Raw genomic sequence first — 16635 nt, forward strand, 5'->3', positions numbered from 1 at the left:
AGCCGCAGGCGAGGAGAGCCCCGAGGCGAGGCCCGAGAGGAGGGGCGCGCCATGGCCTCCGAAGAGAAAGTCGGCACCGTCACGGGTTACTACAGCAGAATCGGCGTCGCGGCGATCCACCTGACCGGCGGAGACCTACGGGTGGGCGACCAGATCCGCATCCGCGGGCACACCACGGACTTCGGCCAGGCCGTCGAGTCGCTTCAGGTCGAGCACCAGAGCGTGGACCAGGCCCAGCGCGGAAGCGAGGTGGCGCTCAAAGTGCGCGAGCGCGTCCGTCTCCACGACCAGGTCTTTCGCGTGCGCGAGGGCTAACCCCCACCGGCCCGGACGCCGCCGGCCTCCTGGCGCTCCAGCCGGGCGACCGCCTCGATGTGGGGCGTGTGCGGGAACATGTCGATCGGCTGCACCCAGTCGGCCCGGTAGCCGCCCCGGCAGAGCTCGCCGAGGTCCCGCGCCATGGTGGAGGGATTGCAGGAGATGTAGACGATGCGCGCCGGCCCGAGGGTCAGGAGCGCGCGCAGCGCGCGCGGATGGAAGCCCGCCCGCGGCGGGTCAGCCACGACGACCGACGCCCTGACGCCCTGCCCGATCAGGTCCGGCAGCACGTAGCGGACCTCTCCCGCCAGGAAGGTGCAGTTCGCGATCCCGTTGAGCTCGGCGTTCCGCACCGCGTCGTCCACGGCCGCCGGCGCCACCTCGATCCCGTACACCCAACGGCACCGACGCGCGAGGAGCAGGCTGATCGCGCCCGTGCCCGAATAGAGATCGACCACCGTCTCGCTCCCGGTCAGGGCCGTGGATTCCTCGACGAGGCTGAAGAGCCGCTCGGCCTGGACCGTGTTGGTCTGAAAGAACGAGTTGGCGGAGATCTGAAAGGTGAGCCCGCCGAGAGACTCCGTGATGTGCTCCCGGCCGGCGAGGAGGTGCGACTCCACCCCCACGGCTACGCTGGCCTTCTTGGGGTTCACGTTGAGGACCACGCTGGCCGTCTGCGGCACGCGCCGGCGGATCTGGTCGGCGAGGGGGACCAGGTCCGAGAACTGGGGCGCCGAGGTCACGACGTTCACCATCGCCTCGCCGGTGCGCTTCCCCTCGCGGAGCATGAGGAAGCGGAGCAGCCCGTCGCCGGACTCCTGCTCGTACACGCTGAGTCCCCGCTCGCGAAAGGCGCGCCGCGCCTCGGCGAGGAGGAGGTTCATCGTCTCCGACTGGAGCAGGCAGCGCTCGATGTCGAGCACCACGTCGTAGCGATCGGCCTCGTGGAGCCCGACGACGGGCTCCCCGCTCCGCCCCTCGCCGCCCCGCACCACCGTGAACTCCATCTTGTTCCGGTAACCGAAGACCTCCGGCGCCCCGATGATCGGACGCACGGGGACCTCTGAGAGCCCTCCGATCCGTGCCAGGCACTCGACGACCTGCCTGGCCTTGAAGGCGAGCTGGGCAGGGTAGGCCGTGTGCTGGAGGCGGCAGCCGCCGCACCGACCGAAGTAGGGACACGGTGCCTCGACCCGGTCGGGGGACGGCGCCTCGATGGCTTCGATCACGCCGCGGCCGAACCGTGAGCGCGCCTGGACGAGACGAACGCGGAGGCGATCACCCGGAATGCCGCCGCGTACGAAGACCACGTAGCCGTTCGCCCGCCCGACCCCCTCGCCGCCGAACGCGAGGTCGTCGATGGTCAGCGAGAGGACATCGCCACGCTTGAGTCGTGCCACAGGCCCTCCGGATCCGGACTCGCGGATGGGATACGAACTCGCTTCCACGGAGACCGTGGACGCGGGCGAGCGCGCCGCTCGAGGAAGCGGATGCGCCCGGCCAACGCGCAGATCAAGCATAATTGCGCGTGAGATCGAAGTCAACGAAACTCGCGGCGCGCCGACTGGCCAGAGCGCGCGGGCTCGCGTATGATGGAGGTGTCATGGCCGAGATCGGTTCGCGGACTCCCGCCCGTGTCGGCGCCTTTCTGGATGTGGCGTTCCCGACCGTCGCGGAGCGCCTCCTCGAGGCCCGGATCCGCCGCGAGTGGCCGCACCTGATGGGACCTGACGTCTCGCGGCGATGCCAGCCGGGGGAGTTGAGGAACCGGACGCTCGAGCTCACCGTGGACAACTCGCCGTGGCTCCAGGAGCTGGCCCTGCGCGAGGCCGACCTCCTGGAGCGCCTTCGCCAACGCTACGGACCGCGCACGGTCCGCGCCCTCAAGCTCTCCCTCGGGGCCCTGTCCCCCGAGCCCGCCGCAGCGCCGCGGCGGAGCCCGCGAGCGACGGGGCGGCCCACAGCCGAGGAGCTGCAGATGATCGACGCCGCCGTCACGCTCATCGCCGACCCGGAGCTGCAGATCTCCGCCCGTCGGCTCCTCGAGAAGACCTGCACCACCAGGCGACCCCGGACGGGCATGTCATGACGCGGGCCGTCGGGCTCCTCGCCATCGCCGTCTTGATCGCAGCCGGGTGCGCCAGCCTGGAGCCCGGCGCTGTCACCCCGAAGACAGCCGTCCGTCCGGCAGATCCCCCTCCGGCGGCCGACGCCTACTTCCACTACATGCGCGCCCAGCTCCACGCGCAGGCCGGCCGCCTGAAGGAGGCCGTCGCCGAGCTGAAGGAAGCGCTCGCGCGGGACCCCAACGCCCCGGGGCTCTGGATCCAGCTCGGCTTCTGGCTCTCGCGCACGGGCGCCCACGGCGAGGCGCTCGACGCGGCCCGGAAAGCGGTGGAGATCGCGCCCAACGACCCGGCCGGTCACCTCGCCCTGGCCGAGCTCTACCGCGGTCAGAAGCGCTACGCCGAGGCGACCGCCGAACTCGAGAACGTCCTGGGCCTCAACCCGAAGGCGGCCGAGCCCTACCTGACTCTGGCCCGCCTCCACGTGGAGCTCAAAGCATACGGGAAGGCCCGGGAGGTGCTCCTCCGGCTCATCCAGGTCCAGCCGACGCACACCCAGGGCCACTTCCTCCTCGGTCGGCTCGCCATGGAGACCGAGGCGTGGGACGAGGCGATCACCTGGTTGAGGCAGGCGATCGACTTGGACCCCGACTACGACAGCGCGTGGACCGCCCTCGCCTACGTGTACGAGACGCGCCACCGGGTCGACGAGGCGCTCAACGTCTACCGCCAGGCCATCCAGGCCAACCCGGACAACCCGGCGCTGGTCGAGCGCCTCGGCGACCTCCTGATCCGCATGGGGAAGTTGAACGAGGCGCAGCACGAGATGGAGTCGCTCGCCAGCCTCCTCCCGCGCGACCCGCGCATCTGGATGAAGCTCGGGGCCGTGCACTACGAGCAGAAGCGGTACGACAGGGCCGTCGAGGCCTTCCGCCGCGTCGTCGCGCTGGAGCCCGGCAACCTCCGGGCGCGCTACTTCCTCGCTTCCGCCTACATGGAGGCCGGAAAGGACGCCGAGGCCCAGGCCGAGCTCGAACGCATCCTCCGCGCCGACCCGCGCTCGATCGACGCGCGCGTCCAGCTCGGCTTCCTGCACGGCCGGGCCAAGCGTTACGGCGAGGCGATCAAGGTGCTGCAGGAGGCCGTCAACCTCGAGCCCCGCCGGGCCGAGCTCTTCCTCTACCTGGGGACCGCCTACTACCGGGCCCAGGACTACGACCGGGCCATGAGCATTCTCGAGGAAGGCCTGTCCATCGACGGCAAGCACCGGGACCTCCACTTCCAGGTTGGCGTCGTCCTCGAGAAGCAGAAGCGCTTCGACGACGCGATCCGGGCCTTCCGCCTCGTCATCGAGCTGGATCCGAAGCACGCCGAAGCCTACAACTACGTCGGCTACATGTACGCCGAGAAAGGGATCAATCTCGAAGAAGCGATCCAGCTCATCAGCAAGGCCCTGGAGCTGGAGCCCGAGAACGGCTACTTCATCGACAGCCTGGGGTGGGCCTACTACCAGCAGGGGCGCTACCCCGAGGCGCTGCTGGAGCTCAAGCGCGCCGTCGAACGCGCGAAGGACGACCCGGTCATCTACGACCACCTGGGCGATGCCTACATCAAGAACGGCTCCATCGAGGATGCGATCGCCGCATGGGAGAAGTCCCTCCAGCTCGACCCCGACAACGGCTCGGTGAAGAAGAAGCTCCAGGAGACCCGCGAGAAGCACCTGAAGGTCAAGGGTGAGCGCTCGAAGGTGGAGCCGTAGCCTTCCCGCGGTCTTCGCCCTCCTCCTGGCTGGCTGCGCCAGCCTTCCTCCGCCAGAGCCCCTGGCACCCGAGGTCCACCGTCTCCTCGACGGTCTCGACCGCCGGTGGCGGCAGTTTCAGGATCTCCGGACTCGGGTCGAGATGACCGTCCGCCGGGGCGAGCGCTCCCAGCGCCTCTCGGGCGTCCTCCTCCTCAAGTCGCCGGCCTCGCTCCGCCTCGAAGCGCTCTCGCCGTGGGGGCAGCCCTTCGTGGTCCTGGTCGCGAGCGCCGACGCCTTCACCCTCTACCGGGTCACCGAGAACCGCGCCCTGGTGGGACCGCCGTCCGCGCGCGCGGTCGAGCGCTGGCTGGGCTTCGCCTTCGACCCCGATGAGCTCGTCGGAATCCTGGCCGGGCACGTTCTCCCGATGAAGGACCCGCAGAGCGGGACGCTGCTGCCGGCGGACGGGCTGGGAGCCTCCCTGGAGCTGTCCGGGCCGCGGGGAGTCCAGCGAATCTGGCTCGACCCCGAGACCCTCGTCGTGCGCCAGGTCGAGTGGAGCGGGACGCGAGGCCCGCTCCGCCTCCGCTACGACGGCGGCGGGCCGGTCGAACCGCCGGCCGCCTTGACCCTGACCGCCCTGGACCGCCCTGTGGCCGTGTCCATCCGCTACCGCGAGCCCGAGCTGGGAGTCGGCCTCCCCGCCGAACTCTTCACGCTCACCCTCCGAGAAGACACCGAAATCCAGGACTTCCGTTGACACGCCGGATCGCGGCGTGATAGCGTGATGATCTCGGAGGGGGGCTCCGCCCCCCTTCCGACTCCTCCCCCCGGGAAGCTTTGCGCGGGCGAAGCCCGCGCTCGAGCGAGTTCGGAGGAGCGACAGGCGACGACACTCACGAGGCGAGGCCCGAGAGAAGGAAGTTCGAGCCGAGGGAGTTCGGAGGAGCCGCAGGCGTGGTAGTTCGAGCCGAGGCGCTTCGGCGCAGGTAGCTTCATCGCCTGCGCCAGCGACGAGGCGAGGCCCAGGTCAATAACACCGAGGCGAGACCCGAGTAGCCGCCGTCGGCTCGTGCTCAGGGCCTCGGCCAAGGTCAATCTGGCGCTCGAGGTGTTGGGCAAGCGGCAGGACGGCTACCACGAGCTCGTAACCTTGCTCCAGGCCGTGGACCTCTCCGACAGGCTGGTCATCGAGGAAGCCGACGCGCTGTCGCTGAAAACCAACGACCCCGGGATCCCGACGGATGACGGGAACCTCGTGGTCAGGAGCGCTCGACTACTCCAGGCCGTTGCCGGGATCCCCAAAGGCGCGCAGATCGCGCTGGAGAAGCGGATCCCGATCGCGGCCGGGTTGGGCGGCGGTTCCAGCGATGCTGCAGCGACGCTCTGGGGCCTGAACCGCCTTTGGGGGCTCCGGTGGCCGAGTCGACGGCTCGTCGAGTTGGCGACACGGGTCGGGATGGACGTTCCGTTTTTCCTCACGGGAGGGCGGGCGCTGGCGACGGGCCGGGGGGAGATCCTCAAGCCGCTGCCTGCCGCCCCCGCGCTCTCCCTCGTGCTGGTCTACCCCAACTTCCCACTCTCCACGCGGGAGGTGTACGGGCGGGTTCCCCCAGACCTGACCACGGATGGATCGCGGACCAAGGAGCTGATCGGGGCCCTGGCAACGCGGAGCGCGGCCCGGGCCGCGGCGCACCTGTACAATAGCCTCGAGGCGGTCGTGGAGCCGATCTACCCCGCGCTCGCCCGGATCAAGGCGGCGCTGCTGGGGGCCGGCGCGCTCGGGGCCGTGATGTCTGGAAGCGGCCCGACCGTGGTAGGCGTGGCCCGCTCGTTCGACCACGCCAGGCAGATGCGGAATCGGCTGACGACGGGGAAGTGGTCCTGCTGGGCCGTTCGCGCGATCTCGGGGCCGGCCATCCGCGTCGTGCGCGGCTGAGGCTGGCGGATAAGTGGGCGAAGGCGGCTCACCTTAGCGGGCACCCGAGTCACTTCACGTAGCGAGGGTCGTTGGGGCGTGGCCAAGCGGCAAGGCGCGGGACTTTGGATCCCGTATCCGGGGGTTCGAATCCTCCCGCCCCAACCATTCTTTAAGCGTCGGCGAGGCGCGGCCGCCAAAGGCGGCCAACCCTAGCGGGCACCCGAGTCACTTTAGGTGGCGAGGGTCGGGTGGAGGACGAGGCCAATGGCATACGAGCTGAAGCTCTTTACCGGGAACGCCAACCGGCCCCTGGCTGAGGAGATCGCTCGTCAACTCGGCATCCCCCTGGCGGGCGCGGACGTCTCGCGGTTCTCGGACGGCGAGGTCTTCGTCCAGATCAACGAGAACGTGCGGGGGACGGATGTGTTCGTGATCCAGCCGACGTGCCCTCCCGTCAACGACAACCTGATGGAGCTCCTGGTGATGCTGGACGCCCTGAAGCGGGCCTCCGCCCAGCGGATCACGGCGGTGCTCCCCTACTACGGCTATGCCCGCCAGGACCGGAAGGTCCAGCCGCGGGTGCCCATCTCGGCGAAGCTCGTCGCCGACCTCCTGACGGCCGCCGGCGCGCATCGCGTCCTCGCCCTGGACCTCCACTCGGGCCAGATCCAGGGGTTCTTCGACATCCCGGTGGATCACCTCTTCGCCGCGCCGGTGCTGATCGACTACCTGGGCCGGCGAGGTCTCGAGGATCCCGTCGTCGTCGCGCCCGACGCGGGGGGCGTGGAGCGCGCGCGGGCGATTGCCAAGCGCCTCAGGGCACAGCTTGCGATCATCGACAAGCGCCGCGAGGGCGCCAACGTCTCCCTCTTCATGCACTTGATCGGCGACGTCAAGGGCCGCGAGGCCATCATCATCGACGACATGATCGACACGGGCGGGACCCTCATCCAGGCCGTGGACGCGGTCAAGCGCGAAGGCGCCCGCCGGATTCTCGCCTGCGGCGTGCACCCGGTGCTCTCGGGCCCGGCCATCGCGCGGCTGGAGGGGTCGCCCCTCGAAGAGGTCATCGTGACGAACTCGATCCCGCTGGGCCCGGAGAAGCGGCTCGCCAAGATCACGGTGCTCTCGGTCGCGAGCCTGCTGAGCGAGGCCATCCGGCGGATTCACGACGAGGAGTCGGTCTCTACGCTGTTCGTCTAGTTCCTCGGAGGGGGGCCAGCCCCCTCGGAGTGGCAAGGGGAGTCGAATCTCATGGAACTTCGCGAGGTAACGATTCAGAAGCGCGAGGGGACCGGCAAGGAGGTCGCCAAACGCCTCCGGCGGACGGGCCTGATCCCGGGTGTCCTCTACGGCGTCCGGCCCGCCGTGCCGATCGCGGTCAACCCCAAAGACCTCCAGCAGGCCACTCACGGCCACGGCGGGGCTACGCAGCTCCTGAAGCTCCGGTTTGCCGAGGACGGAGAGACCCGCACCGCCATCATCCGGGACCTCCAGCTCGACCCGGTGAGCGAGGGAATGCTCCACGTGGACCTCCAGGAGGTCGCGATGGACCGGGCCATCACGGTCACCGTCCCCGTGTACGCGGTGGGCGAACCCGAGGGAGTCAAGGAGCAGAGCGGCATCCTGCAGCTGATCCTCCGCGAGGTGCAGGTCTCCTGCCTCCCGGGCCTGATCCCGGAGCGGATTGACGCCGACGTCTCGGCGCTCAGGATCGGCGACGTCTTGACAATCGCCAGCCTGGTGACGCCGCCGGGCATCCGACTCCTGAACGATCCCGGCCAGGCGGTGGCCACCGTTTCGCCGCCGATGGCCGAGGAAGTCGTGGCACCGGCGCCGGCGCCGGCCCCTGCGGAGCCCGAGGTCCACACCGAGCGGAAGCCGAAGCCGGAGGAGGAGCCGAAGTAGGCTGTGGCCCAGGCAGTGGTGGGGCTGGGGAATCCCGGGCCAAAGTACCGAGGCACCCGCCACAACGTCGGCCACCTGGTCCTGGACCGGGTTGCCGACCTCCTTCGGGCTCAGCGAAAGCCATTCGTCTTCTCCGCGTACCCACGCCTCGGCCAGGTCGCAGCCGGCACGTACGGCGACGACCCGCTCTTGCTGTTCAAGCCCGCGAGCTACATGAACGCGTCCGGCGGGTGCGTCCGGCGCTTCATCCATCACTATCGGGATTACGCGCTGGCCCCCGCCGACCTGATCCTCGTGTACGATGACATCGACCTGTCGGTCGGCAAGGTGCGCGTGCGTCTCAAGGGAAGCTCCGGCGGGCATCGGGGCGTCCAGTCGGTCATCGAGCGCCTGGGCACCGAGGCCCTGCGGCGGGTGAAGGTGGGGATCGGCCGGCCCTCCGCCAAGGACGAGGTGGTGGACCACGTGCTGGCCCGCTTCACCGCGGAGGAGCTCCCGCTGATCGAGTCGGCTTGCGCCGAAGCCGCTGACCGCGTGCTGAAGCTCCTGGACTCCGGCGCGGCGCGGAACACATAGGAGGGATCGGGATGGCGTGGGTGCCGCTCTCCCCACTGTTCGGTCTCCTGGGACTCGCGATGGCCTTCGTGATGTACCGTTACGTCGTGCGTCAGCCCGACGGCACCGCCCCGATGGCCGAGATCTCCGCCCAGATCCATACCGGCGCGATGGCCTTCCTCCGCAAGGAGTACTCGATCCTGGCCTGGTTCATCGTCGTCGCCGCCGTCGGCCTCGCGCTGGCGATCAGCCCCTACACCGCGCTCGCGTTCGTCTCGGGGGCGATCTGCTCCATGCTCGCCGGCTTCTTCGGCATGAAGGCCGCGACGAAGGCCAACGTGCGGACCGCCAACGCGGCCAAGGAGTGGGGACGCGACCGCGCGCTCTCGGTGGCTTTCTACGGGGGGTCGGTAATGGGGCTGTCCATCGCGAGCCTCGGGCTCCTGGGCCTCGGGATCTACTACCTCCTCTTCCAGGACCCGTTGGTGATCAACGGCTTCGCGATGGGCGCCTCCTCGATCGCGCTGTTCGCGCGCGTCGGCGGCGGCATCTACACCAAGTCGGCCGACGTGGGGGCCGACCTGGTCGGGAAGGTCGAAGCCGGCATTCCGGAGGACGACCCGCGGAACCCCGCCGTGATCGCCGATAACGTCGGCGACAACGTCGGAGACGTCGCCGGCATGGGAGCCGACCTGTTCGAATCGTACGTGGGCTCGGTCGTGGCGGCCATCGCCATCGGCGCCACGCTCCCCGACCCGACGCGATGGATGACGCTGCCCATCGTGATCGTCATGGCTGGCCTGGTCGCCTCGGCCGTGGGCGTGGTCTCGATGGGCTGGCTCCAGCGGATGGACCCCCAGGCGGCGCTCCGCTACGCGACGATCACTGCCGCCGTGCTCCTCGTCGTCGCGGCGGCGCTCATCGTCAAGGGCTTCGGCGTCGGCTGGGGCCCCTTCTGGGCGGTGCTCGCGGGCCTCGTGGCCGGCATCGCGATCGGGTTCCTCACCGAGCTCTACACGTCGGGGAGGCCCGTCCTGCGCATCGCCGAGTCGTGCCAGACCGGCGTCGCCACCAACATCATCTCGGGCCTCGCGGTCGGGATGGAGTCCACCGCCCTTCCGGTGGCCGCGATCTGCGTCGCCATCCTCGTCGCGTACCAGGCGAGCGGCCTCTACGGGATCGCGCTGGCCGGCGTCGGCATGCTCGCCACGATCGGGATCACGATGAGCGTGGACGCCTACGGCCCGATCGCCGACAACGCGGGCGGGATCGCCGAGATGGCCCACCTGGGCCCCGAGACCCGCAGGATCACCGACCGGCTCGACGCCCTCGGGAACACCACCGCTGCCATCGGCAAGGGGTTCGCCATCGGCTCGGCGGCGCTGACCGCGCTGGCTCTCTTCTCCGCCTATACGCAGAGCGTGGGGCTCAAGACCATCGACCTGACCGACGCCAAGGTCATCGTGGGCCTCTTCCTGGGAGGGATCGTCCCGTTTCTCGTCGCGGCGCTGACGATGAAAGCGGTGGGGCGTGCCGCTTTCGGCATGGTGCAAGAGGTGCGGCGTCAGTTCCGCGAGATCCCGGGCCTCATGGAGGGAAGAGCCAAGGCCGACACGGCGCGGTGCGTGGAGATCGCGACGGGCGCGGCCCTCAAGGAGATGATCGCCCCGGGGTTGTCGGCCGTGCTCATCCCTCCGGTGATCGGTTCCGTCTTCGGCAAGGAGGCCCTGGGCGGCCTCCTGGCGGGCGCCACGCTCGTGGGAGTGTTTCTCGCCCTCATGATGGCCAACAGCGGCGGGGCGTGGGATAACGCCAAGAAGCACATCGAGGCGGGAAACCTGGGCGGAAAGGGCTCCGACGCCCACAAGGCCGCTGTCGTCGGCGACACCGTCGGCGACCCGTTCAAGGACACCTCGGGCCCCTCCATGAACATCCTGATCAAGCTGATGTCGATCGTCTCGCTGGTCCTGGCCCCGCTGTTCCGCTGAGGAACGCATGCCCCCGGGCAGCCCGCCTGCCACGTGTTCGAGCGCGGGCTTGGCCCGCGCAACCTACGTGGCTGTCGGAATAAGCGCGTTCGAGCGCCCACCCACGGCTGCGCCGTGGGTACCCGGCCGGCGCAACCCATCCTGGGGGGAGGTTCGGAAGGGGGGCGTAGCCCCCCTCCGAGGAAGTTGATGGGCTTCAGCTGCGGCCTCGTCGGGCTCCCCAACGCGGGGAAGTCGACGCTCTTCGCCGCCCTGACCGGGATCGATACGCTGATCGCAGCCTACCCGTTCTCGACGCTCGAGCCCCAAAAGGGTGCGGTTCCCGTTCCCGACCCGCGCTTCCAGGCGCTCGTCAGAGTGCTCAATCCCGCCAAGGTCACTCCGGCCACCCTTGAGGTCGTGGACATCGCGGGGCTGGTCAAGGGGGCGAGCCGGGGCGAGGGGCTCGGCAACCAGTTCCTCTCCCACGTCCGGGCCGTGGATGTCCTGATCCACGTCGTCCGCTGCTTTGTCGCTAGCCACGTTCCTCACGTAGCAGGAGAGCCCGACCCGCGGCGCGACGCCGAGGTCGTCAACATCGAGCTCCTCCTGGCCGATCTCGAGGTCGTCGAGCGGCGGCTCGAGCACGCGAGGAAGGCGGCCCGGGCCGATCCCAAGGCGGCACGCGCCGAAGTCGCGCTCCTGGAGCGCTGCCGGGAGACGCTGGCCCGTGGCGCGGCGGTTCGGGCCCTGAGACCGGGCGCCGCTGATCTCCAGCTCCTCAAGGGCTGGGGGCTCCTCACCGCCAAGCCCCTCGCCTACGCGGCCAACGTGGATCGAAACGATCCCCGAAGCCGGGCCCTCGGACAGGAGCTAGAGGCCGCCTCCGGCGACTGCCCGCTCGTCGCCGTGGACGGCAAGCTGGAGGGCGAGCTGGCTCTCCTGCCGCCCGAGGACCAGGCGGCCTTCCGCACCGAGCTGGGCCTGTCTGAGCCGGCGCTCCAGCGCCTGGTGAGGATCGGCTATCAGCTCCTCGGCCTCATCACCTTCTACACCGTCGTCGGCAAGGAGCTGAGAGCCTGGAGCCTCCGTCGGGGCGCGACGGCGCTCGAGGCGGCGGGAAAGATCCACTCGGACATGGCGCGCGGGTTCGTCCGGGCCGAGGTGATGACGGTGGACGACTTCCTCAAGACCCCGTCGCTGCCCGCGCTGAGGGAACGCGGGGCGGTAAGGCTCGAGGGGCGGGAGTATCAGGTCAGCGAGGGCGACATCCTCACGATTCGCTTCGCGCCGTGAGCCCGAGTTTGGGGTGACGATCTTTTGACAGGAGCGTAGGCATGATATATCGTTGGTGGTTATGACAGCGTGAGAGGGGGGGAGTCATTGACCAAGGTCATCGTCGAGCCCGACGAGTCCTTCGAGAGCGCCCTCAAGCGCTTCAAGAAACAGTGTGAGAAAGCCGGACTCCTGTCCGAGTTCAAGAAGCGCCAGCACTACGAGAAGCCCAGCGTCAAGCGCAAGCGCAAAGCCCTAGCGGCCCGAAAAAAGGCGAAGCGGCGGGAGCGATTCGCGGACTGAGCGCGGCAACCCCTGGAGGTGCTAGCTGAGGGGGGAGGGGAACTACCAAGGCCGGCTCTCGGGTCGAGGGCTCGAGTGGGACGGGGTGCTCAGGCTTCTGTCCCGGGAAACCTCGACGCCGATGGGGCAGGAGCACGCCCTTGAGCTTGAGCCCCGGACCGATCCTGCCGCTGTTCGACAGGCCCTCGCTGACACCCGGCAGGCCCGCCAGGCCGTGGCCGATGCGGGGCCGCCGCCCTGGGGGACGGTGCCGGACCTTCGGCCCGTCCTCGACCGGGCCGAGAAGCCGGGAAGCACCCTCGAGGGCAGCGAGCTGGCTGCCTTCATCCCTTTCCTCGCGGGAGTCGCGCGACTCCGGGGCTACGGGAACCGCGTGGCTGCCCTTGCTCCGGACGTCGGCCGGCGCTTTTCCCGGCTTCCCAACTTCGCCGCGCTCGCGGAGCACCTCGTCCAGTCGCTCACCGAGGACGGCGGTCTCAAAGACGATGCGAGCCCCCGCCTCCGGAAGCTCCGCCAGGCCATCCGGGAGCTCAGGCGGGACATCGTCAAACGGCTGGAGGCCTTCTTCGCCCTCCCGGAGGCCGACACGCTCTTTCAGGACCGGTTCGTCACCCTGCGTCGGGGCCGGTATGTTCTGCCCGTCAGGGCTGAGGCCCGAGCGCGGGTGCGCGGCCTGGTTCACGATCGCTCCCAGACCGGGGCGACCTGGTTCGTCGAACCCGAGGCAGTGGTGGAGGCCAACAACGAGCTGACGGAGACCCTCCGCGAGGAAGAGGCGGAGAGCTTCCGGATCCTGGCGGCGCTGACGGACGAGGTACGGGCCTGCCTCGCCGAGCTGCGCGGTGCCGTGGCCGAGATCACCGAGCTCGACCTGATCGCGGCGCGCGCACGGCTTGCCGAACGGATGGAAGCGACCGAACCCGAGCTGGACCCCGGCCGACGCCTCGAGCTGCAGGGCGTGCGCCACCCGCTGCTCCTGGCGCGGAGCTGGCAGGAGCCGTCCTGCCCGGTCGTCCCCGTCGACCTCGAGCTCTCGGCCGAACGCCCCCTCCTGGTCGTGACGGGTCCCAACGCCGGCGGGAAGACCGTGGCCCTCAAGTGCCTGGGACTCTCGGTCCTGATGGCACAGGCGGGGTTGCACCTTCCGGCGAGAGAGGGGAGCCGCCTTCCCGTCTTCTCCCGGCTCTTCGCCGTCGTTGGCGACGAGCAGAGCGTAGCCGAGAACCTCTCCACGTTCTCGGCCTTCGCGAAGGAGGTCAGGACGATCCTCGAGGAGGCAGACGCAGGCGCGCTCGTGCTCCTCGACGAGCTGGGGGCGGGGACTGACCCCGACGAGGGGGCGGCGCTGGCCCAGGCGATCCTGGAAGAGCTGGAATCCCACGGGGCGCTGGTCATGGCGACGACCCACCTCGAGCCGCTCAAGGCCTTCGCCGCAACCCACCCGACGGCGCAGAACGCCTCGGTGGAGTTCGACGCCGAGCGGCTCGCGCCCACCTACCGCCTCGCCTACGGCCGACCCGGACAGAGCTACGCCCTGACCATCGGCGCCCGCCTCGGGCTCCCTCCCACGATGATCGAGCGCGCCCAGGCCCTCCGCTCCACCCAGGCCCAGAACATCCAGGCCCTCCTCGCGCGCCTGGACAGCCAGACCCGCGCCAGTGCGGAGCAGGCCGCGGCGATCGAACGCGAACGGACCCAGGCCGCGGCGCTGCTCGCCCAGGCCCAGCAGGAGCTGGTTCAGGCCCGCGCGAAGGCCCAGGAGACGCTCTCGCGAGCCAAGGCCGAGGCGGTCAGGCTCGTCGCCGAGATCCGTCAGGCTGTCAGCGCCGAATGGGAGCGGCTCAGGACCAGCGAGCGGTCGCGCCGGACCCTCGAGGCGAGCCGAAAGCGGATCACTGGGCTCGCCGCGCCGCTCAAGGTCTCCGAGCCTGATCCCGAAGGGACTCCACCTGGCGTCGGTGATCCCGTCGAGGTCCCCCACCTCGGCCTCAAGGGCACCCTCGTCGCTCAGGCCGGTGGAACCGCGACGGTGCAGGCCGGGGCAGTGACGGTCCGCGTTCCGCTCGAAGCGCTCAGAACGCGTCAGCGGATCGCGACACCGGAGGCCACTGGCATTCGAGCGAGCCGCGTGAGCACGCCAGCGAAGTCGGGGATCCCTCCGGAGCTCCACCTGCTCGGCAAGACCGCGGAGGAAGCCCAGGCAGTGGTGGAGAAGTACCTGGACGATGCCTTCCTGGTCGGGCTCTCGGAGGTGCGGCTGGTCCACGGCAAGGGGACGGGCGCGCTCAGGAAGGCGGTCCACGAGCTCCTGGCGGTTCACCCTCTCGTGGAAAGCTTTCGCCCGGGCGAGCAGTACGAGGGCGGGAGCGGCGCCACCGTCGTCACCCTCAAGGTGGACTAGGAGGTTGCCCTGGCTTCAGGAGCGTTAACCAGCGTGGGGCGGTTTCGAGCGCGGGCTTGGCCCGCGCAACACAGGGGGGAGGTTCGGAAGGGGGGCGGAGCCCCCCTCCGAGAGTACTGAGATGGCCGGCGGGTTTCCGCCTCAGCTGATCGACGAGATCCGATCCCGGGTCGACGTGGTGGATCTGATCGGCCAGTTCGTGAACCTCCGGCGCGCGGGCGAGAACTGGAAAGCCCTCTGCCCGTTTCACGCCGAGAAGACCCCGTCGTTCATGGTGAACCCGAGGAAGGGGATCTTCCACTGCTTCGGCTGCGGCGCGGGCGGCGACGCCTTCGGCTTTCTGATGCGGCAGGACCGCCTCTCGTTCCCGGAGGCGGTGCGGGCCCTGGGAAAGATGACGGGTGTGGCGCTCCCCGAGGAGCGACGCTCCGAGACCGAGGGACAGCGCGAGACGCTCTACCGCGCCCTCGCCGTGGCTGCGCAGTTCTACGCTGACGCCCTCTGGAATCGTCCGGAGGGGGCGCGCGCCCGCCAGTATGTCGCCACCCGCGGGATCGACTCCGAAGTCGCCCGGCGCTTCGGCCTCGGCTATGCCCCGGAAGGATGGGACCATCTCCTGGTCTTCATGCGGGACTCGGGGGTGAGCGAAGAGCTGCTGGCCCAGGTGGGCCTCGCCGTGCCACGCCAGACGGGCGGCGGCTTCTACGATCGCTTCCGGGGGCGGTTGATCTTCCCGATCCGTGACACCCAGGGGCGCCCGGTGGCCTTCGGCGGGCGGACGCTGGGGAGCGACGAGCCGAAATACCTGAACTCCCCCGAGACCCCGCTCTTCTTCAAGGGGCAGACCCTCTACGCTCTGGACCTCGCGCGGGGCGCCCTGAGGGAGAAGAACCGGGCGCTTCTCGTCGAGGGGTATCTCGACTGCCTGATCGCCCACCAGTACGGCTTCACCGAGACTGTCGCCGCCCTGGGTACCGCCTTCACCGCCGCCCAGCTCGCCCTCCTCCGCCGCTATTGCGATGAAGTGATCACCTTCTTCGACGCTGACCTCGCCGGCCGCAAGGCGACCGAACGTGTCGAGGAACTGCTCTCGCCGTCTGAGCGCGCGCTCGCGTGGGCCGTGAACCGGACCGGCAGCTTCGCTGAAGGGGCGCCCCGACTCAAGGTCGCGCTCCTGCCCGCCGGCCACGACCCGGATTCCTTCCTGAGGGCCGAGGGGCGGGCCCGCTTCGACCAGCAGATCACCGAGGCTCGGAGCCTCCTCTCGTACGCGATTGACCGGGTGCTGGAGGAGGAAAACACCGCGTCCCAGCGGGGCCGCGCGACAGCCTTCGCCCGGATCGCGCTGATCCTGTCCAAGGCAGGCGACTCTCAGGAGGGCACGACGCTGGCGCGGGAGGCGGCGCTCAAGCTCGGTGTGGATCCGACCCAGCTCTGGATCGAGGTCCAGCGGCTCCACGGCGCGCTCAAGTCGAGGCCTGGAGCGGGCGAAGCAGTCGCCCGCGCGGGGAGGGAGCGAGCGCCGAGCAGCGATCAGGGGCAGCCCGGGGCCGCCGTCTGGCCGCCACCCGCGGCGCCGGAGCGAGACCTCCTGGTGCTCCTGCTCCAGGTCCCCGCAGCCCGTGCCGAGCTGCTCCAGGTCCTCGAGGTCGACGATCTGTCCCACCCGGGCCTCCAGGCGCTCCTCAGGGGCTTGAAGGAGCGACCCGAGGCGACGGTGCCCGAAGTCCACGGAGCGCTGGAGCAGGAGCTTCTCGCGGCGCTCCTGGTGGAAGAGCGGAGTTGGCCCGATCCGGCTCGGTTGGTCCGCGAGTACCGGACCCGTTACGAGATCCGCCACCGCCTCCGACGCATCCGCCAGGTCACGCAGGCGATCGCGCGCGCGCAGGCCACCGGTGACCCGGCCGTGACCGAGCTCGAGGCCGAGCTCCGCGAGCTGGTGCGCCGGGCGCAGGAGGTGCGGGAGCTAGCCGGCACCGGCCCCGCGCCGGGCGCTGACCGATGAGGGCACCGCGCCCTCCGAGGAGGAGTCCAACCGATGGCTGACGACCCGAAGATCGACGAAATCGACAGGCTGATCTCCATCGGCAAGCAGAAGGGGTTCCTCACCTACGACGAGGTGAACGACGCGCTCCCGTCGGACATGGTGTCGCTCGATCAGCTCGACGACATCATGATGA

Annotated in this window: 15 protein-coding genes and 1 tRNA gene; 15 read left to right on the forward strand and 1 reads right to left on the reverse strand. The window is 69.8% G+C overall.

Features of this window, described 5'->3' with window-relative positions:
* Positions 1–51 precede the first annotated feature (51 nt).
* Positions 52–315: a translation elongation factor-like protein gene (locus tag HY726_17600; GenBank protein MBI4610812.1), complete on the forward strand. Its 264-nt coding sequence runs from the start codon at positions 52–54 to the stop codon at positions 313–315.
* Here HY726_17600 and rlmD read toward each other — a convergent pair.
* Positions 312–1718 (reverse strand): 23S rRNA (uracil(1939)-C(5))-methyltransferase RlmD, encoded by a 1407-nt coding sequence (gene rlmD, locus HY726_17605; protein MBI4610813.1) that lies wholly within the window; start codon positions 1716–1718, stop codon positions 312–314. The genes HY726_17600 and rlmD overlap by 4 nt on opposite strands.
* A 203-nt stretch (positions 1719–1921) precedes the next feature.
* Here rlmD and HY726_17610 point away from each other — a divergent pair, with 203 nt between their 5' ends.
* The 14 genes from HY726_17610 to HY726_17675 all read left to right on the forward strand — a co-directional run.
* Positions 1922–2407: a DUF721 domain-containing protein gene (locus HY726_17610; GenBank protein MBI4610814.1), complete on the forward strand. Its 486-nt coding sequence runs from the start codon at positions 1922–1924 to the stop codon at positions 2405–2407.
* Positions 2404–4143, forward strand: a complete 1740-nt coding sequence (locus HY726_17615) for a tetratricopeptide repeat protein (GenBank protein MBI4610815.1) — start codon at positions 2404–2406, stop codon at positions 4141–4143. The genes HY726_17610 and HY726_17615 overlap by 4 nt, the downstream gene beginning before the upstream one ends.
* Positions 4118–4885 (forward strand): hypothetical protein, encoded by a 768-nt coding sequence (locus HY726_17620; GenBank protein ID MBI4610816.1) that lies wholly within the window; start codon positions 4118–4120, stop codon positions 4883–4885. The genes HY726_17615 and HY726_17620 overlap by 26 nt, the downstream gene beginning before the upstream one ends.
* 312 nt (positions 4886–5197) lie before the next feature.
* The gene (gene ispE / locus HY726_17625; protein MBI4610817.1) at positions 5198–6064 is read left to right on the forward strand and encodes a 4-(cytidine 5'-diphospho)-2-C-methyl-D-erythritol kinase; all 867 of its coding nucleotides are present in this window, start codon (positions 5198–5200) and stop codon (positions 6062–6064) included.
* A 72-nt stretch (positions 6065–6136) separates the two neighbouring features.
* Positions 6137–6211 (forward strand) — tRNA-Gln (locus HY726_17630).
* A 99-nt stretch (positions 6212–6310) separates the two neighbouring features.
* Entirely contained in the window at positions 6311–7249 is a 939-nt protein-coding gene (locus HY726_17635) for a ribose-phosphate pyrophosphokinase (GenBank protein MBI4610818.1), read from the forward strand.
* 51 nt (positions 7250–7300) lie between these two features.
* Complete coding sequence (locus HY726_17640; protein ID MBI4610819.1) at positions 7301–7954, forward strand: 50S ribosomal protein L25; 654 nt, start codon at positions 7301–7303, stop codon at positions 7952–7954.
* Positions 7955–7957: 3 nt separating this feature from the next.
* Positions 7958–8530, forward strand: a complete 573-nt coding sequence (locus HY726_17645; protein MBI4610820.1) for an aminoacyl-tRNA hydrolase — start codon at positions 7958–7960, stop codon at positions 8528–8530.
* A gap of 11 nt (positions 8531–8541) precedes the next feature.
* Positions 8542–10497: a sodium-translocating pyrophosphatase gene (locus HY726_17650; GenBank protein MBI4610821.1), complete on the forward strand. Its 1956-nt coding sequence runs from the start codon at positions 8542–8544 to the stop codon at positions 10495–10497.
* Between the two features lie 189 nt (positions 10498–10686).
* Positions 10687–11772, forward strand: a complete 1086-nt coding sequence (gene ychF / locus HY726_17655; protein MBI4610822.1) for a redox-regulated ATPase YchF — start codon at positions 10687–10689, stop codon at positions 11770–11772.
* 87 nt (positions 11773–11859) lie between these two features.
* A complete protein-coding gene (locus HY726_17660; GenBank protein ID MBI4610823.1) occupies positions 11860–12054 on the forward strand; it encodes a 30S ribosomal protein S21 in 195 nt (64 codons plus the stop codon).
* 85 nt (positions 12055–12139) lie between these two features.
* Positions 12140–14455, forward strand: coding sequence for an endonuclease MutS2 (locus HY726_17665; protein ID MBI4610824.1), 2316 nt, complete (start codon positions 12140–12142; stop codon positions 14453–14455).
* A gap of 121 nt (positions 14456–14576) precedes the next feature.
* Positions 14577–16460 carry a DNA primase gene (locus HY726_17670; GenBank protein MBI4610825.1) on the forward strand — a complete coding sequence of 628 codons (1884 nt, stop codon included), beginning with the start codon at positions 14577–14579 and terminating at the stop codon, positions 16458–16460.
* 33 nt (positions 16461–16493) lie between these two features.
* On the forward strand, positions 16494–16635 hold a 142-nt coding region (locus HY726_17675), incomplete at its 3' end, for a hypothetical protein (GenBank protein MBI4610826.1).

It is taken from the genome of Candidatus Rokuibacteriota bacterium, assembly GCA_016209385.1.
Classification (GTDB): Bacteria; Methylomirabilota; Methylomirabilia; order Rokubacteriales; family CSP1-6; genus JACQWB01.